Annotated in this window: 19 protein-coding genes; 15 read left to right on the top strand and 4 right to left on the bottom strand. The window is 64.0% G+C overall.

The annotated features are described in order from the left end of the window. The first annotated feature begins 21 nt into the window (after positions 1-21). The 3 genes from ABIA65_RS02440 to ABIA65_RS02430 are packed head-to-tail and all read left to right on the top strand — an operon-like array spanning position 22 to position 3,265. Entirely contained in the window at positions 22-1,221 is a 1,200-nt protein-coding gene (locus tag ABIA65_RS02440; RefSeq protein WP_241401901.1) for a PP2C family protein-serine/threonine phosphatase, read from the top strand. Next, positions 1,218-2,825, top strand: coding sequence for a sensor histidine kinase (locus tag ABIA65_RS02435; RefSeq protein ID WP_354522493.1), 1,608 nt, complete (start codon positions 1,218-1,220; stop codon positions 2,823-2,825). The genes ABIA65_RS02440 and ABIA65_RS02435 overlap by 4 nt, the downstream gene beginning before the upstream one ends. Beyond that, complete coding sequence (locus tag ABIA65_RS02430) at positions 2,822-3,265, top strand: response regulator (protein ID WP_241401897.1); 444 nt, start codon at positions 2,822-2,824, stop codon at positions 3,263-3,265. Before ABIA65_RS02435 ends, ABIA65_RS02430 begins: the two co-directional genes overlap by 4 nt. Positions 3,266-3,328: 63 nt before the next feature. On the opposite strand, the gene mrf is transcribed toward ABIA65_RS02430, so the two are convergent. Further along, positions 3,329-4,528 carry a ribosome hibernation factor-recruiting GTPase MRF gene (mrf, locus tag ABIA65_RS02425; protein ID WP_354522492.1) on the bottom strand — a complete coding sequence of 400 codons (1,200 nt, stop codon included), beginning with the start codon at positions 4,526-4,528 and terminating at the stop codon, positions 3,329-3,331. 111 nt (positions 4,529-4,639) lie between these two features. On the opposite strand from mrf, the gene rpmB reads away from it, so the two are divergent. Genes rpmB through ABIA65_RS02395 form a run of 6 tightly spaced genes read left to right on the top strand, consistent with a single transcriptional unit; the run spans position 4,640 to position 6,203 of the window. Continuing rightward, positions 4,640-4,876, top strand: coding sequence for a 50S ribosomal protein L28 (rpmB, locus tag ABIA65_RS02420; protein WP_241401894.1), 237 nt, complete (start codon positions 4,640-4,642; stop codon positions 4,874-4,876). After that, positions 4,876-5,040 (top strand): 50S ribosomal protein L33, encoded by a 165-nt coding sequence (gene rpmG, locus ABIA65_RS02415; RefSeq protein WP_354522491.1) that lies wholly within the window; start codon positions 4,876-4,878, stop codon positions 5,038-5,040. Before rpmB ends, rpmG begins: the two co-directional genes overlap by 1 nt. Positions 5,041-5,042: 2 nt before the next feature. Further along, positions 5,043-5,348: a 30S ribosomal protein S14 gene (rpsN, locus tag ABIA65_RS02410; RefSeq protein ID WP_241401892.1), complete on the top strand. Its 306-nt coding sequence runs from the start codon at positions 5,043-5,045 to the stop codon at positions 5,346-5,348. Further along, positions 5,348-5,611 (top strand): 30S ribosomal protein S18, encoded by a 264-nt coding sequence (gene rpsR / locus ABIA65_RS02405; protein ID WP_241401891.1) that lies wholly within the window; start codon positions 5,348-5,350, stop codon positions 5,609-5,611. The genes rpsN and rpsR overlap by 1 nt, the downstream gene beginning before the upstream one ends. After that, positions 5,608-5,964, top strand: coding sequence for a hypothetical protein (locus ABIA65_RS02400; protein ID WP_241401890.1), 357 nt, complete (start codon positions 5,608-5,610; stop codon positions 5,962-5,964). Before rpsR ends, ABIA65_RS02400 begins: the two co-directional genes overlap by 4 nt. Before the next feature lie 23 nt (positions 5,965-5,987). Continuing rightward, positions 5,988-6,203, top strand: a complete 216-nt coding sequence (locus ABIA65_RS02395) for a bS18 family ribosomal protein (RefSeq protein WP_241405919.1) — start codon at positions 5,988-5,990, stop codon at positions 6,201-6,203. 29 nt (positions 6,204-6,232) lie between these two features. On the opposite strand, the gene ABIA65_RS33465 is transcribed toward ABIA65_RS02395, so the two are convergent. Continuing rightward, positions 6,233-6,958, bottom strand: a complete 726-nt coding sequence (locus ABIA65_RS33465) for a FadR/GntR family transcriptional regulator (RefSeq protein WP_502919506.1) — start codon at positions 6,956-6,958, stop codon at positions 6,233-6,235. A 313-nt stretch (positions 6,959-7,271) separates the two neighbouring features. Between ABIA65_RS33465 and ABIA65_RS02380 the strand changes: the two genes are divergently transcribed. From ABIA65_RS02380 to ABIA65_RS02370, 3 genes are all read left to right on the top strand, one after another. After that, a complete protein-coding gene (locus tag ABIA65_RS02380; RefSeq protein WP_354522490.1) occupies positions 7,272-8,627 on the top strand; it encodes a glutamine synthetase family protein in 1,356 nt (451 codons plus the stop codon). Between the two features lie 151 nt (positions 8,628-8,778). Further along, the gene (locus ABIA65_RS02375; protein WP_241401887.1) at positions 8,779-9,855 is read left to right on the top strand and encodes a zinc-binding dehydrogenase; all 1,077 of its coding nucleotides are present in this window, start codon (positions 8,779-8,781) and stop codon (positions 9,853-9,855) included. A gap of 83 nt (positions 9,856-9,938) precedes the next feature. Next, positions 9,939-11,201, top strand: coding sequence for an ATP-binding protein (locus ABIA65_RS02370; protein ID WP_241401885.1), 1,263 nt, complete (start codon positions 9,939-9,941; stop codon positions 11,199-11,201). A gap of 100 nt (positions 11,202-11,301) precedes the next feature. Here the strand turns inward: ABIA65_RS02370 and ABIA65_RS02365 are convergent, their stop codons facing one another. Both ABIA65_RS02365 and ABIA65_RS02360 read right to left on the bottom strand, forming a co-directional pair. Beyond that, positions 11,302-12,681 (bottom strand): APC family permease, encoded by a 1,380-nt coding sequence (locus ABIA65_RS02365; protein ID WP_354522489.1) that lies wholly within the window; start codon positions 12,679-12,681, stop codon positions 11,302-11,304. A gap of 117 nt (positions 12,682-12,798) precedes the next feature. After that, positions 12,799-14,460 (bottom strand): PucR family transcriptional regulator, encoded by a 1,662-nt coding sequence (locus ABIA65_RS02360; RefSeq protein WP_241401882.1) that lies wholly within the window; start codon positions 14,458-14,460, stop codon positions 12,799-12,801. Positions 14,461-14,580: 120 nt separating this feature from the next. Between ABIA65_RS02360 and ABIA65_RS02355 the strand changes: the two genes are divergently transcribed. The 3 genes from ABIA65_RS02355 to ABIA65_RS02345 all read left to right on the top strand — a co-directional run bounded on the left by ABIA65_RS02355 (position 14,581) and on the right by ABIA65_RS02345 (position 18,444). Further along, positions 14,581-15,393 carry a gamma-glutamyl-gamma-aminobutyrate hydrolase family protein gene (locus ABIA65_RS02355; RefSeq protein WP_241401881.1) on the top strand — a complete coding sequence of 271 codons (813 nt, stop codon included), beginning with the start codon at positions 14,581-14,583 and terminating at the stop codon, positions 15,391-15,393. Positions 15,394-15,435: 42 nt separating this feature from the next. Further along, positions 15,436-16,935, top strand: a complete 1,500-nt coding sequence (locus ABIA65_RS02350; protein ID WP_354522488.1) for an aldehyde dehydrogenase family protein — start codon at positions 15,436-15,438, stop codon at positions 16,933-16,935. A gap of 141 nt (positions 16,936-17,076) precedes the next feature. Beyond that, positions 17,077-18,444 (top strand): aspartate aminotransferase family protein, encoded by a 1,368-nt coding sequence (locus ABIA65_RS02345; RefSeq protein ID WP_241401879.1) that lies wholly within the window; start codon positions 17,077-17,079, stop codon positions 18,442-18,444. Positions 18,445-18,467 lie beyond the last annotated feature (23 nt).

The raw sequence follows: 18,467 nt of genomic DNA, 5'->3' as shown, positions 1-18,467 counted from the left end.
TCAAGTTCGACGTGCTCACCCATGCTGGTGTCCGTGACCAAACCTGACGCCATGGCCGCCGAACCAGGGCGGCACATGTCGTTGCTGCTCGTCGAAGACGATCGCGGCGACGCGCTGCTGGTCGAGGAACTGATCGCCGACGCCAACGCCGACATCCGGGTGCGGTGGGTGCAGTCGATGGCGGAGGCCGAACGGGCGCTCGCCGCGGATACCCCGGACTGCGTGCTCCTGGACCTCAATCTGCCGGACGCCAACGGGATCAGCGCGCTGGATCGCATCGCCAAACAGGATGACACCGTGCCCGTCGTGGTGCTCACCGGCTTGACCGACGAGCACTACGGCGTCTTGGCGCTCGCGTCGGGCGCCCAGGACTACCTGGTCAAGGGTCGGGTTGAACCCGAGACGCTGCGGCGCGCGCTGATGTACGCCATCGAACGCAAACGCCATGAGCTCACCGCCGTGGACCTGCGGGCAAGCCAGCTGCTCGCATCGGAGAACGCGCGACTGGTGCGCGGGTTGCTGCCGTCACCGCTGCTGTCGGCGGACCCGGGCGTCGACATCTTCACCCAGTACCGGCCCACCGCGCAGAACGCGCTGATCGGCGGTGACTTCTACGACTTCGTTCAGACCCCCGACGGCACGGTGCACGTGATGGTCGGTGACGTCGCGGGCCACGGTCCCGACGAGGCAGCGGTCGGCGTGGCGTTGCGCATCGGCTGGCGGGCACTGACGTTCGCCAACCTGCGAGGCAATGAGCGGATGTGGCAGCTCGAGCGTCTGCTCCGTGCCGAACGTGCCCGCCCCGGTACCTTCGCGACGGTGCTGAGCCTCGCCTTCGCCCCCGACAGCCGGCGCTTCACCGCCGTGCGCGCCGGCCATCCCGGAATGTTGGTGCATGGTCCGGACACGGTGCAGTGGCTGGAGCCGCCGGCCGGGCCCGCGCTCGGCCTTGGTGCCAGCGACTGGCCGTTGAACGAGCTGGAGCTGCCCGAGAACCACGCCCTGCTGTTGCTCACGGACGGCCTCTTCGAGGGGCACTCCGGTGAGGGCAACGAGCGACTCGGTGAGGACGGGCTACTCGAACTCGCCCGATCGCTGGCCGGGCTGCCAGGTAAGGAGTTCGTCACCGCACTCGTCGACGGTGCGGAGAGCCGCGCCGAGGCGCACGGTGGTCTGAGCGACGACATCGCCGTGGTCCGCGTGGAGCGGAAGACTCGATGACCAAGGACGACGGCACCGGCGGCACCGGCGAGCGCAAGCTGACGGTGGCCGGCTGGCAGAACCTGGTGCTCGCACTGATGGGTGTGGTGGTGCTGGCCGGGGCGCTGATGGGGTGGACGCTGATGAACCGCACCGACGACGTGTCCCGGGAGCTGATCGACGACATCCAACCCGCGCGCGTCGCGTCGTATCGGTTGCAGACCGCACTGCGCGACCAGGAGACGGCCGTTCGTGGTTACGCGATCGCCGCAGACCGTGAATTCCTGACGCCCTACTACGACGGCCTTCAGGCCGAAAAGTCCGCCTCCGACGCGATACGTGCACGGCTGGCCGACAGACCGGATCTGCTGGCCGACCTCGATGCCGTCGAGACCGCCGCGGCGCAGTGGCGGGCCAGGTTTGCCGAACCGGTCATCGCCAGCGTTCAGGTCGGCACCGCCAGGGCCGTCAGTCCGGCGGTCATCGAGCGCGGCAAGGTTGAGTTCGACGGCATTCGCCAACTGTCCGATGCACAGACAGCGAACCTGACGGCCGCGCGCGACCTTGGAGTGGCGAACCTCGACGCCACGCGCAGCTGGCGCGACCGGGTCCTACTGGGCATGGTTGTCGCCTTCTTCGTCACCGCGGTACTGCTGGCGGTGCTGATCCGCAGTGCGATCACCCGCCCGCTGGCCACGCTCGCCGCGGCGTGCCGGCGCATCACCGAGGGTGGATTCGACGAGAGGATCGTGCCTCGCGGACCCAAGGACATCCGGGCCATCGCCACCGACGTCGAGAACATGCGGCAGCGCATCGTCGCCGATCTCGAGACATCCCAGACAGCCCGCTCGGCCCTCGCCGAACAGACCCTCGAGCTGCAGCGCTCCAACGCCGAACTCGAGCAGTTCGCCTACGTTGCCTCCCACGATCTGCAGGAGCCACTGCGGAAGGTGGCGTCGTTCTGCCAGCTGCTCGAGAAGCGCTACGGCGACCAACTCGATGAGCGTGGCGTGGAGTACATCACCTTCGCTGTGGACGGCGCCAAGCGCATGCAGGTGCTTATCAACGACCTGCTCACCTTCTCGCGGGTGGGCCGGCTGAACACCACGCACGGCGAGGTCGACCTCGGCGTCACCCTGGACGCCGCGCTGGCCAACTTGAGCACGGCCATCGAGGAGTCCGGTGCCGAGATCACGACGTCGGGGACACTGCCGACGGTGATCGGTGACCCCACGCTGTTCACGATGTTGTGGCAGAACCTGATCGGCAACGCCATGAAGTTCAGTAGGGAGGGCGTCGCTCCCCGGATCGCGATCGAGTGTGAGGCCGTCGACGACAATTGGTCGTTCAGCCTGGAGGACAACGGAATCGGCATCGCCGAGGAATTCGTTGACAAGGTCTTCGTGATCTTCCAGCGGCTGCACGGCCGGGATGTCTACGGCGGCACCGGTATCGGGCTCGCGCTCTGCAAGAAGATCGTCGAATACCACGGTGGCACCATCTGGATCGACACGTCCTACCCGGCCGGAACGCGATTCCGGTTCACCCTGCCCAATGCCTCAGCCGAGACCGCCGCTGAGTCAGAAGAAGTGCCCGTGGCTGCTCTGGAGGTAACACGCGAATGACACCTGCTGTTCGAGCGATAGACGTTCTGTTAGTCGAAGACGACCCTGGGGATGAGTTGATCACCCGGGAAGCTTTCGAGCACAACAAGATCAAGAACAATCTGCACGTCGCGCACGATGGTGAGGAGGGCCTGGACTTCCTCTACAAGCGCGGACCCTTTGCCGGCGCTCCGACGCCGGATCTGATCCTGCTCGACCTGAACCTGCCGAAGTACGACGGCAGGCAGCTGCTCGAGAAGGTGAAGTCCGACCCCGATCTGAGCCACATCCCGATCGTGGTGCTCACCACGTCCTCTGCCGAGGAGGACATCCTGCGCAGCTACAGGCTCCACGCCAACGCGTACGTGACCAAGCCGGTGGATCTCGACCAGTTCATGAGTGCGGTGCGCCAGATCGACGAGTTCTTCGTTCAGGTCGTGCGGTTGCCGCAGTCGCCATAGCGGCGCGCTCGGCTGACCCGACGCTCATGCAGATCTCGCGGCGAAGACCACGGGTGTCGGGTTTCATCTGCGGTCTGCCTCACCCGTGCCGGGCACGGCGTCCTCCTCGGATACGTCCGCGCGGTGACCGCACGGGTCCTCGTGCCAGTCGCCGAACGGATCTTCGTAGCCGGACGCGACGCCCGGGTTGGTCATCTCGGCATCGGTGAGCAGCGCGCCCGACAGTGCGGCATGAATCTCGGCGGGCGGCGCCCCGCACACCAGCGCCACGAGTGCACTGTGCCGGTCACCGAAGTCATTGCGCCACATCAGGTTCGCCATGGCACGCCGCTCCGGGTCTGCGTAGGCAACCTCTCGAGGTGTCATGGCGGCCAACCACTTTCCAGCCGAGGTGACGCGCAGGCCTCCACCCGCCGACTCCAGCCACATCGCCTGGTCGGGTCGGCCCCCCAGCCACAGCCGGCCCCTGGTGCGGATCACCCCGTCCAATAGGAGGTCGACGGCGTCGTGCAGACGCTGCGGGTGAAACGGCCTGTCCGCGTTGAATTCGAGCAGTTCGACCCGGCCCTCGGCGCGCAGTGGTGGCTGTCCCGCAAGCAGCGGGCCGTGCGGATCGTCACTGCGGCCGCGTCGGGCGTCCGACTCGAGGTGGGCCAGGGCCTGTTCGAGCCGCTCGACACCCACCGTGATCCTGGCCCGCGGCGCCAGCCGGCGAAGCACATCCAACGTCGTCGCGTCGGGCGCGCTGAGCACGAGGGTGTCGGCGAACTCCGCCTGACCCACCACGACCTGCGCGATGGTGCGCCCGTCGTCGAGTTCGTCGTCACCGAGGGCCCGTGGCAGCCACGACGCTGGGTCGACGCACGTGATCACGCCGGCGATCTCGACGTCACGGGCAGCCGGGCCGTCGGGGTATCCCGGACCGACGCGCACTCGCACGTGGTTGATGGCCCAGCAGATCGGCTCGGGCTCCAGCCACGGTGCCAGGTGTACGACGATGCGGTCGACGTCGTTGCGGCGGTGCAGCTTGCGGAGCAGGGTCAGCAGGTCATTGCGGACGGTGCAGGCGACGCAGCCGTGGGCCAGCTCCAGCGCGGATTCCGTCGAGGTCGGCACGCCGTTCCTGAGGCAGATCAGCGTTCGCCGGACGATGTGACCGTCGAAGCGATGCTCGACGACCAGCGTGCCCGGGGTGCGCAGCAGAACCCCGGTCGCGGTGTCAGTGGCGCCCTGGCCTGCGACCAGCAGCAGAGGTGTCCGCACGTCACTCCTATTGATAATGATTTTCAACAAGTGGCTGCCTACGCTACAGTGCCAACCGAGCGTTGTCGAAAATCATTTTCAACAAGAGAATCGAGCAGGGGAGGTTCAGGTATGTCGGCGAGATGTCAGATCACCGGCAGGACAGTGGGTTTCGGAAACAAGGTGTCCCACTCGCATCGGCGCAGCAAGCGGCGCTGGATGCCCAACATGCAGACCAAGACCTACTACCTGGCATCCGAGGGCCGTCGTATCCGGCTGCGTGTGAGCGCCAAGGGCATCAAGGTCATCGATCGGGACGGCATCGATGCGGTGGTCGCACGCCTGCGTCGCGACGGCCAGAGAATCTGATGGCGCGCAACGAGATCCGGCTCAAGGTGAGGCTGCGCTCCACGGCGGACACCGGCTTCACCTACATAACCCGCAAGAACCGCCGCAACGACCCCGACCGGTTGGTGCTCCGCAAGTACGACCCCGTGGTCAGGCGGCACGTCGACTTCCGAGAGGAGCGCTGACGATGGCCAAGAAGTCCAAGATCGTCAAGAACGAGAAGCGTCGCGAGACCGTGGCGAAATACGCCGAGCGACGCGCGGAGCTCAAGGAGATCATCCGGTCGCCACAGAGCACCGCCGAGCAGCGCGACACGGCTGTTCGGGCACTGGCCAGACAACCCCGCGACGCCAGCGCGGTCCGGGTGCGCAACCGCGACGCCGTCGACGGCAGGCCCCGCGGGCACCTGCGCAAGTTCGGCCTGTCTCGGGTCAGGGTGCGCGAACTCGCCCACGACGGCCACCTGCCCGGTGTGCGGAAGTCGAGCTGGTGATGGCGAAGAAGCCCCCGCGGCAGCCCCGGGTCCGGGCCGGGGACGGCAGGCCGGGCCGACGCAACATGCTGGCGGGACTTGGCCTCGAAGAGGTGGACTACAAGGACACCACCACGCTGCGCCTGTTCATCTCCGACCGCGGAAAGATCAGGGCGCGCAGTGTCACCGGTCTGACCGTGCAACAGCAACGACAGGTCGCGACGGCCATCAAGAATGCGCGTGAGATGGCGCTGTTGCCCTATCCCGCAGGCCGGCCGCGATGACCACCGGCGCCACCGACCGGCCATTCACCGTGGTGGTGTGCACGGGCTGCCTTCCGCCCGCGGCGTGGTCGGTGCTCGACGAGCTGCGCGGTTCGATCCGGCGCTGCCGCCACGGTGTCCTGGTGACGGCCGCGGACCCGCACCGGGGACCGGGTGCGGTGGTCATCGTGCAGCCCTGTACCCACGACAGGTCACCGGTCGGGGCGGCCCGCCTGGTGGGGCCGATAACCGACCGCAACGACGCCGCCCGGGTACGGGACTGGGTGGAGCGCGGCGAATGGGACATCGAGGAGCTGCCCCGCCGACTGCGCCTCGCGCGCAACGACGTACGCGGCGCCGCCGCCCTGAACTGAGGGCGTCCGCTGCCTGAGCATGTCTGCCGGTAGGGTTCGCGACGGCAAGCCGATCTCCGGCGCAACATGCTGGCGGGCTGGGCCTACGCGAGGTCGGCTACAGAGACACCACCACGCTGCGGCTGTTCATCTCCGAACGCGGCAGAACTTGGGCCCGCAGAGTTACCGGACTGACCGTCAAAGGGCAACGGCAGGTCCTCGGGATAGTCCTTCCGATGGCGACGTCGTTGTCCGTGTAGCTTGGAATCGGCGGTAGGGCTATCGCGAACTAGCGCAAGAAACTGTGTAATAGCTCGGCTGTGGCGCCGACATGAGTCTCCATCACCTGTCGAGCGAGGTTCCGGTCGCCGGCGCGTATCGCGGCGACGATCTGAGCGTGTTGTTCGTGGGAATGCTCGAGCGCCGGCCCCATGAACGGAACCACCTGCAAAAGATTCTCATTCAAAATGAGCTGGATGTTGGCTATCGAGTCAGCCAACGCCTTGCAGCCGCTCAGTTCTGCGATGAAGCCATGCAGTTCGGAGTCGGCCAGTCTGAAATCGGCCCCGTACGTGGCCTCTGTCAGCAGCGCTTCCAACTTATGGTGTTCGGCGTCCGTGAGTCGGCGCTCGGCGGCCAGTGCCGCCGCTCCGGGCTCGAGCACCGAACGGAAGCGCAAAGAGTCCAATAGGCGCTCCTTCATCTGATCACTGAGCCGACGCTGACCGGGCTCTTGGCCGTCCGCCTCCCAAATGACGGTGCTCCCGCCCGTGCGGCCTCGTCGTGTGTGGATGTATCCAGCCTGTTGTAGAGCTCTGATGACCGCTCTGAGGGTGCTACGGCCGACCTGCAGCTCGTCACTGAGCTCCCGCTCCGGGGGCAACCGTGAACCCGCCGGCAGCTCACCACTGCGGATTCGGGATACCAGGTGGCCTAAGCACTCTTCGAAGGGGTTCCGGCTAGGCCCGTCGTCAACATGGCCATCATCACCGGCCAAAGTCAGGGGTTCCGTCATCCACAGCCCTTCGTCGCGTGGAGTGATGGTACCGCCGATAGTCGATTTGCTTCAACCATTTGCAGTCTTTCCCGTCACATTCTACTATTTGGTGTGACCAAATCTGGGCGGCACGCATCTGGACTCGAATACTGGTCCCGCGGATGCGCAACACCACTCAGTGGGCAGCGTGATGGTCGGTGTCTGTCGGTGTCGGTGCGGATTTGGCGGACATCGAAATGATTGCGGTCGGAACGGGTTTTGGATCGGCTTAACTTGAATCGAGTCTGACCTCGGTGCGGGCGAGCGAGGAACAGAGTGGAAGGAACTGCACATGGGTGCATCGTTGAGTATCGAGGACCTGCGCCACGCGGTCGGAGAAGACACCATCGACACGGTGGTGGTGGCCATGCCCGATATGCACGGCCGGCTCGTCGGTAAGAGGCTGGACGCCAAGCACTTTCTCGAGGACAGCGTGGATTCAGGAGTGAACGCGTGTTCATATCTGATCACTCGCGACATCGACATGGAGATCATCGAGGGATTCGAGGTCGCCGGCTGGGCCAGCGGGCTCAACGACTTCGTCTTGGTACCTGACTTCGACACTCTGCGGCGTGTGCCGTGGATGCCGGGGACTGCCATGGTGATCGCCGACGCGAGGTGGGAGGACGGCAGCCCCGTGGTTCAATCGCCGCGGGAAATCCTCCGGCAGCAGTTGGCCCGGCTCGAAAGCCGTGGCTGGCAGGCACTTGTAGCTACCGAGCTGGAGTTTTTGCTTTTCGACGATACTTACCGGCAAGCACACGACAAGCACTATCACGACGTGCAACGTGCCGCCTACTACAACATCGACTACACGATCTCTGGCACGTCCATGGCAGAGCCGCTGATGCGGAAGCTCCGTCGAAACATGCGCGACGCCGGAATGAAGGTCGAAGCACTCAAGGGGGAGTGCAACATCGGTCAGTTCGAACTCGGTTTCAAGTACTCCGACGCGTTGACCACCTGCGATAACCATGCAATCTACAAGGACGGCGCCAAAGAGATCGCGATGGCCAACGATGTCTCCCTGACGTTCATGGCGAAATACGATGACGGTCCCGGCAACTCTTGCCACGTGCACCTTTCGCTTATCGACGAGACTGGACGGCCGGTGTTCGTGGGTACCGACGGGAAAAGCTTCTCGAGGACTTTCGAGCACTTCCTGGCGGGGCAGCTTGCGACTGCGCGCGAGTTCGGGATCAGTGTTGCTCCGAACATCAACTCCTACAAACGGTTCCGGGACGGGTCATTTGCCCCCACTGCACTCACGTGGGGTCGGGACAACCGCACCTGCGCCATGCGTGTACTCGGAGAGGGGCGCAGCCTGCGACTGGAGAATCGCACTCCTGGCGCAGACGTGAACCCCTACCTCGCAGTCGCGGCCATCATTGCCGGAGGTCTGCACGGCATCGAGAACCAGCTCGAACTGGAGCCGGAAGTCACCGGCAACGCCTACGAGACCGATGTCTCCCGGATGCCCGGTTCGCTGCGAGAAGCTGTGGAGCTTTGGCAGACCAGCGACGCCGCCGTCAAGGCGTTTGGCCCAGAAGTGGTGCATCACTACGCCAATGCTGCCGTTAAGCAGGTGGCGGCTCATGAGTCCGCAGTCACCGACTGGGACAGGGCGCGCGGGTTCGAACGTGGATGAGCCGCTACGCGTAACGGCGTAGCTCTACCAAATCCGGCGACGCCCATCCGGGCAGGTCGGAAGACGTGACGTGGAAGCGTCGCAGTTCTCGAAATATGTTGCACCGCGGAGCGGCTGAATGCTGTCCGCGGACTGGAATCAGGAGATCACCATGAAAGCAGCCGTACTGCGCGACAATGCAGACATCCTCGAAATCGAGGATGTGGAAATCGACAGGGTCGGTCCCCACGAGATCCTTGTCGATACGGCTGCCGCCGGCTTGTGTCACAGCGACCTGTACCACCTCCGAGGTGTCTTCGACATTCCGCGTCCGACGGTCCTGGGCCACGAGTCCGCAGGTGTGGTCGTCGAAGTCGGGGATCAGGTCCAAGGATTCAGCCCCGGCGATCACGTCATCACCTGTCTAGCTGCGGCGTGCGGGGCGTGCCAGCGGTGCCTCACTGGGCGGACGTACCTGTGCAGTGGCGCACACACCTTGCGTCAGGACGGCTCCAGCCGGCTCAGCCAGGGCGGTGAAGAAGTGTTCCAGTTTCTGAACGTATCGAGCTTCGCCGAACAACTCCTCGTCCATGAATCGGCAGCGGTCCGCATCACCAAGGACATGCCCTTGGACCTTGCGGCCCTCATCGGGTGCGCTGTGACCACGGGCGTTGGAGCTGTGCTGAACAAGGGGCAGGTACGTCCGGGCCAGACCGTCGCGGTCATCGGTTGCGGTGGTATCGGTTTGAGTGCCGTTCAAGGTGCCCGCCTATCCGGCGCATCACGCATCGTCGCCGTGGACCTGAACGCCGAAAAACTCGCCACAGCGAAGGTGTTGGGCGCCACCGACGTGGTGAACGCCAACTGTGGCGACGTCGCCGCAGCTATCCGAGATCTCACAAACGGGGGTGTCGACCACAGCTTCGAAGCGGTGGGTTCGCCTACTACCGCCACCGCGGCACTGGAGTGTCTGGACATCGGTGGGTCCGCGACCATTGTCGGACTCATGCCGGCCGGCAAGACGTTCCCCGTACAGGGGCGGCTGCTGCTCGACGACAGACGTATCCAGGGTTCGTACATGGGGTCACAGAACTTCCGGATCGCCATGCCGAAGTACGTCGAGATGTTCCTCGATGGGCGACTTCTCCTGGAAGAGATGGTCAGCTCGCGCATCACGCTCGCTGGCGTCAACGAAGCCTTCGCCGCCATGGAGAAGGGCCACGCGTTACGTGATCTCATAGTTTTCTGACGCGGTTGAGTCTGGCTCTGGTGCTGCGCAGTTCGCGGCGACTGACTATCGGGACCTGAAATCCCCGACGGAGGTGTGTGGCGATGACATGGCACATTCGCGAATTTGCCCCAGAGGATCTGGAGGCAGCGATCAAACTCGACACCGATTCGACCATGACCGATCAGAGACCGCTGTTCGAGGCTTCGGATCTGGTCACCAGTCTTCAGGCGCGTCACCCGGCAGTTGTCGCCGTGGTTCGCGGGGAAGTCATCGGTGTCGCTGTCAGTCGCATCGAGATCGACCACGCGTGGGTGGTGCGACTGTCTCTTGCGCCCCAGTGGCGCGGAAAAGGATTGGGAAGCGACCTGCTGAGCGCGCTGGAACACCGGTTGGTCGCACAGGGCGTGCGGAGGATTTCTGCGCTTCTCCCGGCCGGTGAAACAGGCACGGAGGCGTTCGTCAACTCTGGTTTCGTCCAACGCGCCGGCATAGCCTATTTCGAGAAGCACGAGCAGGTCTCGCCGCGCTCGGCCGGAATTCTGTCCAGATTGGGGGGAGTAGTGCCGCCCGCGGGTCTGTGGCAGCAGATCGCAGGTATGACAAGCGAGAAGCGGCTCATCGAGCGCCGTATAGTGCTGCCGCTCTCGCTGCCCGAACAGGCAGCCGAACACGGCGTGACGCCGCCCCACGCCATAGTGCTGTTCGGCCCGCCGGGTACGGGAAAGACGACGTTCGTGCGGGCCATCGCCAGCCGACTCGGATGGCCGTTCGTCGAGCTCTTTCCTGCGCGACTGGCCAGTGGCGAAGGTGGGCTGGCGGCAGCTTTGGGCGAAGCCTTCGACGCATTGAATGAGCTCGACAACGTCGTGGCCTTCATCGATGAGGTGGAAGAAGTTGCCGCGCAACGTGAGCCCGGGGTACCGGCCGCCACGGCCGTGGTAAACGAACTGTTGAAGAGACTGGTTCAGTTCCGCGATCGTCCGGGACGCCTGTTGGTATGCGCCACCAATTCGGTGCGAGAATTAGATTCAGCGTTCCTGCGGCACGGCCGCTTTGACTACGTGCTACCGATCGGACCACCCGATACCGACGCCCGGGGTGATTTGTGGCGCCGCTATGTCACGGATCCGAACATCGACATCGACAGTCTGGTGCAGGCGACCACGCACTACACTCCCGCTGATGTAGCGCACGTGGCGCGAGCAGTTGCGCAAGCGATTTTCGAGCGCAGCGTCGACAGCGGAGCGCGCTGTCGAAGCACCACTCAGGACTACCTGCACGCTGTCCGCGCGACCAGGCCGACGCTCACCGCTGCGCAGGTAACCGAGTTCAGTACGGACATCGATGACTATGCGCGGGCCTGATCACGGGGCGTGACATTGGATTTCAGAATCAACGGGACACACATCACGGGCGGCCGGCACCAGGGAAGGTGCCGGCCGCCCGCGATGGTCACGCAGAGAGTCAACAGTTAGCAGGCTCAGTCTGGTCCAGTGGGGTCCTGCTGGGACGAGAGCCCATCAGCACACCGATGACAAAGAACACCACCGGTATCGCGCCCATCATCACAGCCAGAAGGACTGTGCCACCAACTATTACCGGCAGGTTCACCAGAATGAGAACCAAACTCGCCGCCAGCGCCACGACAGCGAGACCCGCAACCACCGTCGTTCTACTCATACCGCCCTTGCGCGCAAAGAAGACGGTGACTGCGAGCGCGGTGAGAAGCCACAGGCTCGCCAGGCCGGTGATGCCGATCCCGCCCATCGGGCCGAATATCTCCAGCAACGGATCTAGTTGTAGGACGGCGAAAACGCCGATGACGACAACGGAGATGATCGAAACGACAAGTGACGACCGCGATGGAGCCTGATGCTCCGGGTGGGCAACTCCCCATGAAGCCGGATAGATGCCTTGTTGCGCCAGCACGAACTTGTACCGTGCGGAGATGTTGTGGAACGACAGTGCCGCGGCGAACAGGCTGACGACCAGGAGAACCTGGGTGACGTCCTTGCCGACCATGCCGAGGAATGCACCGGCGGTGTTGATGGTGAAGTTGTTGGGGTCCTCGGTTGCGATCGCCACCGCTGCAGCGCCGCCGTTGCCCTCGATCAGCGCCCAGCTCGACACTGCATAGAACCCGGCGATGATGCCGACGGCCCAGTAGGTGGCGCGTTTGATGGTCCGTTGTGGATCCTTGGCTTCGTCGCGAAATATCGCTGTGGCCTCGACGCCGACGAAGCCGAATAGGGCAAACAGTACCGCGACGCCGAAACCGCCACCGATTCCCGCCGCAGTGAACGAATCGAAGGTAATTCCTTCCGAACCGCCCCGCGCGAATATGACCGCGTCGAGGATCACTACGATGGCGATCTCGGAGATGAGGAAAATGCCAAGAACTTTGACGCTCAACTCGATATGGCGGTAGCCGAGAAACCCGCAGATCCCCATCACCACAAACGACATCACCCACCAGGGAAGGATCGGTCCGCCGAAGTCGCTGACCAGGGTTGACAAGACCGCGCCGAGGAAACCATAGACGCCCAACATGGTTGCCATGTAAGCCGCGTAGGCAACCAGTGCGGAACCGATTCCAGCCCGTCGTCCCAGACCGCGCTCGACGTATGCGTAGAACGCTCCCGCCTTGTTGACGTAATGGGTCATCGCGACGAATCCCGCTGCAAACAAGGCGAAGACCCCTCCTGCCACCAGGAAACCCACCGGGGCGCCTACACCTTGTCCGAGGGCGATCATCAGAGGCACGTTGGCGCTCAGGGACGTCAGGGGCGCTGCCGCCGCTACGACCATCAGCACGATCGCTGCGGTGCCGAGGTTTCCGTGCAACCTGGGATGTTCGGGTTGATCCAGCTGATCCCGAATCAGTTCTGACATTGTGCTTTTCTCCTGACGGACGGTGCGACCCGATGGGATCGCTAACCAACAATTGTCATGTGACGTGCGTCATTTCAGAATCGACAGACTGTCGGAACTGACCCCGGACTCCGACAGTTCGCCTGATGTACGGCCCTGTGTCGTCTGTCGCCGGCCGGATGCTTCGCCATCGAAGAGTTCTTTGGCCATCACCGCGACGTGAAGGGAGGTCCGCATGTGGGGGTCGTCGAGATCGACACCAAGGATCGACTCGATTCTCGCCAACCGCTCGTAGAGAACTGGACGGGACAACAGCAACCTCTTCGCGGCGGCGGCCTTGGGGCCGGGCGTATCCAGGAACCCTCTGAGTATCGGCAGCAGTGCCGTCCCTCGCTGCGCGTCGTGTGCCAGAAGTGGTGCCAGTTCCCGACACGCGAAGAGCCTTAACCGTTCGTCGTCGCGGAGCAGGTGAATCAGTCCCTTTAGATGGACGTCGGCGAGTGTCACCCACGGGCGTTCATCGTCGGGGTCGGTAACCGCCAGGATGTTCCGGGCGTCGATCAGAGTCTGATAAGCCTCATCGAGGCGCTCGACAACTTCGCCCCGCGCGATGTGCGCGCTGAGCGATTTCTGCAGTTCCTGGGTCAGCCGGGTCATGACGACCTCTGGTGCAATGCTCTGAGGAAAACCGATCAAGGCGATGACGTGGTCCGTCTCGACTCCGACCAGAATCGAAACGCCGAGACTTCGCGCTGTCTGTGCGATGTTGGAGGCGATATCTGTGAGCGCCCATTGCCGTCCTTCAGCGACCCGCTGCCGGACGCCAATGGCGACGAATCGACGTGACCGTGCCGGGAAATTCGCTGTCTCACAACGCATCGTCAGCTCGGGTGACATCCTCCCCGCCCGCATCTCGCCGATCAACGCCGTGTGGGTGTTGCGTTCGACGCTGTCCCGGGCCCGTGAACGCATCTGGTACAACGACATCGCGGCGGCGGCGCGTTCTACCAGTACATGGTCGCGGCGGGACGGCTGGCTGTCCGTCAGGATGCTCAACCGGCCCCAGTCGTCACCCAGCGACCCCACCACTGTGGTCAGCCGGCCTGACGCGCGGTCGTAGCCGGTGCGAGTCGAGAAGCTGACACCGCGTGAGCGACGTGGCCAGTCGGACAGGACATCCTTCGGATCGCGGCCGGCAAGGTTGTATCGGATGACGTGGTGCCGTGATGACTCCAATACCACCGGCAGATGGGCGATCTGGACAACTGCCGTCAGGATTTCGTCTGGTCCGGCGGCATTCAGATCGAGGCGGGTGAAGGTTTCGTGAATGTGCTCGCTGGCACGGAGGTCCTCTACTTGGGACGCGAGAATCTGTCCGCCGACTTCCTCGACCACGCCGGCGAACCGAACGATCTTGTGCAGGGCGACTAGGACGAGGTCGACTGATCGACAAGCCATGACCAGCGAGGGCGGAACCTCGGACCATCGTCGGCCCAGCTCGATGAACAGCCCCGCGACACCGGCGGCGGACAGCGACTGGGCGTAGTCCTGCATCGCTTCGGTGTTCTCGGGCAAAACGATGCCGGTGACCAGGACCAGCTCACCGCCGCTGAGCAGGTGCGCGATGTCGGCGACCTCGGCGGGATGCACCCAGCGAACCGCGTGGTCGAGCCGGTGGTGGCCGGACAGCACCTCGGGATCGGCCGAGGCGATCAGCGGCATCGACAAGACGCTGCGGACTGTGATCGCCATGCCGTCTCGCCTTCTCGGACCCATCGGTGTGTTCGTGCGGTAAAGCGGCAGCGACGCAGCCGGCCTGACCTATTTGTACCAACCATTGCGTCGGATTCTCCCCATATCCTACTATTTGGCATGCCCAAATATCCAGAGAACGTATTACCCCGCCGGGAATCGGGGGCAGGCGATCATCGGCCCGCCGTCGTGGGCATTCCTGTGCCGATCGAGCAAGCGCACTGGCGGGTGTGGTCGGGGGAGGTCTATCTGCTCAACAGGAATTACGCGGATCAGCTTCGCCGCGCCGGGATGATCCCGGTCTTCCTGCCCGTGGCCGCAACGGCCTACGAGGCGGCCCGAATGGTGCAAGGACTGGACGGACTTCTGATCGCGGGTGGTGCTGACGTCGACCCCGACTGCTACGGACAGGAACCCCACCCGGCGTCAGGGCCGTTCGATTCTGCTCGAGACACCTTCGAAGCGGCGTTGCTTCGCCAGGCTGTGCAGCGCGGGCTGCCCGTATTCGGTATCTGCCGAGGGATGCAGCTGCTCAATGTCGTACTACATGGCACCCTCAGTCAGCATCTGCCCGATCGTGTCGGCAGCCATGCGCACAATCCGGTACAGGGACAATTCGCGCTCCATCCGATCACCATTGCCGCTGACAGCCGGCTAGGTGAAGCCCTCGGGTCGCGGCTCGAAGTCCCCACCTACCACCATCAAGCTGTTGATGTTGTCGCACCCGGACTACGCCCAGTCGGGTGGGCCGACGACGGCACGGTCGAAGCCCTCGAGGATGCCCACGGTCGTCTACTTGCTGTGCAGTGGCATCCGGAAATGGCCGACGACAATCGAATTTTCGAACATTTCGCGGCCATGTGCAGCGGATCTGGCCAGGGTGTCGACGAAGCAGACCTCGCGGTAGCCCAAGTGCAGCACGTGTCGACCTGACAAACACGAAACCGCCACCACTCCTCAAAGAAGGACCTGTTCATGACCGTCATCTCCAACCATGCGGCCCGGCACATCACTCTGCCCGCGCCTCGAGAACAACGCGACTTCATCGACGGCAGTTGGGAAGTCCCGGCTCTGGTCGCGGCGACCGTCGATGACCCCAACACCGGCGCTGTGCGCCAGCAGCAGGCCGAGACGTCCGCGGCAGCCACTGAACGTGCCGTGGCGGCGGCAACTCGACTGCACGCCGACGGCACGTGGGCGGAGTCGGCGTTGGACATGCGGGTTGCGCTTCTGGACCTGTTCGCAGATGGGCTCGCGGCCCGGGCAAACGACATCGCTCAGGAGGATGCCCTGGCGTCAGGTAGTCCGATCAGTTTCGCACGCGTAATGGCATCGTCGCTTGGGCCCCGGGTGCGGGGCGCCCGCGATCAGCTTCTGGCAGTGGGGGATTCCTCACCACTGCCAGCGAATGGCAGGAAGGTTCTTCAACTGCAGCGCGCGGTGGGTCCGGCGGCGATTCTGGCGCCGTGGAATGCGCCGACGTTTGTGGGTGTGGCCAAGACCGCCAGTGCACTGGCCGCAGGGTGCCCGGTTATTCTCAAACCGTCGGAATGGGCTCCCGGTGGGTGCCAGATCGTGGCAGAGTTGTTGGCGGATGCTATTGAGCAACTGGCACTTCCAGCAGGGCTGTTCCAGTTCCTGCACGGTGGTGCACCCACCGGGTCTCGATTGACCGCTGACCCGCGCATCCGCGCCATCTGCTTCACCGGCGGCATCAACGGCGGCCAGGCGATCGCCGCCGCGGCAGCACCACATTTCACCGCCGTGCAGCTCGAACTTGGTGGACACAATCCGGCAGTGATCATGCCGGACGCAGACATCGCCCAGGCCGCCGCCGACCTGGCTGAAGGCATGACCAAGCTCAACGGCACGTGGTGCGAGGGTCCAGGGAAGATACTGGTACCCGATCACCTTCACGACGATCTGGTGGACGCGCTGATCGCCGAGTTGCGGTCAGTGCGAATAGCGCACTGCCTCGACGAGGCCGCCGATCTTGGGCCCCAGGCCTACGCGCTGCAGCGCTCCCGTCTGCAAGACCAGATCAATCTGCTGGTCGAGGACGGCGGTGAAGCGCTCACCACTGCAGCTTTGCCCGAACTGGGAGGCTGGTTCATCTCACCGACGGTCGTCGTCGGGCTGCCAGCCGAAAAGTCGACGCGCGAACTGTTCGGCCCAGCTGTGTCCGTGCACAGGACACGTTCAACACAAGGCGCTATCGCCGACGCCCATGGTCCCCAGACCGGCCTTGCCGGCTACGTTTTCGGTCACGACATTGATGCAGCACTGATGGTCGCAAGCAGGATCACCGCGGGCGAGGTCAAGATAAACGGTTGCAAACTCGATGATCTCGCCGCCGGGGCTGAACAGTCCTTCTGGAACAACGCCGGTATCGGCGGCCACGGTCCCACCGACATGGTGCGGTTCTTCCAGGGCCGGCGCGTCATTGGCGTCGACGACCCCACCTTGGCAATGTAACCGCGGGGGCCGGGTTCCGACGAGGTGTCGTGACGTCGGCGGGGAACAGACATTGTGTCAGTTCATCTTTCGCCGTCGAACCTAGATGCTTGAGAGGCAGGGAGGAGAGCCTTCCGTCCACTGGAGCAGCGAGGATTGAACATGACGCAGGTTCGGCAGATCTCCGCGCAGGACACCGTGTCAGACGCGGCACGGACCCACCGGCTGGACCGGCAGCACGTGTTCCATTCGTGGTCGGCGCAGGCGCAACTCGATCCGATGGTGTTCACCCGTGCGAGCGGTTCGTTCGTGTGGGACGGTGACGGAAACCGGTATCTGGATTTCAGTAGCCAACTGGTGAACATGAACATCGGTCATCAGCACCCTCGGGTAGTCGAGGCGATTCAGGGCCAGGCCGGTCGGATGTGCATGATTGCTCCGCAACACGCCAACGACGCGCGCAGTGAGGCCGCCCGACTGATTGCCGAACGTACCCCCGGTGACCTCAATCGGATCTTCTTCACCAACGGCGGCGCCGACGCCAACGAACACGCGGTGCGAATGGCGCGACTGGTCACCGGGCGTTACAAGGTCATGTCGACCTACCGCTCGTATCACGGTGGAACCACAACGGCGGTGAACCTTACCGGCGACCCACGCCGGTGGCCCAGCGACTATGCGAGCGCGGGGACGATCCACTTCTGGGGGCCGTTCCTGTACCGCTCCGCCTTCCACGCGCAGACCGAGCAGGAAGAATGTGCCCGCGCCCTCGAGCATCTCGAGCGAACAATCGTGTTCGAGGGCCCGGACACCATCGCCGCCATCGTCTTGGAATCCATTCCGGGAACCGCGGGGGTCATGGTCCCGCCGCCGGGATACCTGCAGGGTGTGCGTGAACTGTGTAATCGATTCGGTATCAAACTTATTGCCGATGAGGTGATGTGTGGGTTCGGGCGTGCCGGCGCCTGGTTCGCCATCGGCGCAATGGGGGTCACGCCCGATCTACTCACCTTCGCCAAAGGCGTGAACTCGGGGTATGTACCCCTGGGCGGCGTTGCGATCAGTGATGAGATCGCCGACTTCTTCGCCACCCGCGCCTACCCGGGCGGCCTGACGTACTCGGGTCATCCGCTGGCCTGTGCCGCGGCGGTGGCCGCTATCAACACGATGGAGGACGAAGGCATGGTCGCCAATGCGGCTCGTCTGGGTCGCGAGGTGATCGAACCTCATCTGCGGACGATGCAGGAACGCCATCCCAGTGTCGCCGAGATCCGGGGAACGGGCTGTATGTGGGCGCTGGAACTGGTTTTGGATCCCAGGACACGAGAACCGCTGGCCCCCTACGGCGGTACCAGTCCGGCCATGATTGAAATGGTCGCGTTTCTGAAGGCGAACGGGGTGCTGCCGTTCACGAACTTCAATCGTATGCACATCAAACCACCACTGAACATCCTGGACACAGACCTCGTTGAGGGACTGGCCAAGACGGATGCCGCGCTCGACATCGCTGACACCTACGTGTCGCGCTAGTCGTCCACTCACCGATTTGCGAG

Origin of the sequence: Mycolicibacterium sp. 624 (genome assembly GCF_040548615.1) — a bacterium.
In the GTDB taxonomy this organism is placed as follows: Bacteria; Actinomycetota; Actinomycetes; order Mycobacteriales; family Mycobacteriaceae; genus Mycobacterium.
The sequence above is the reverse complement of the archived record's forward strand: the minus strand, read 5'-3'. Positions and strand labels throughout refer to the sequence as shown.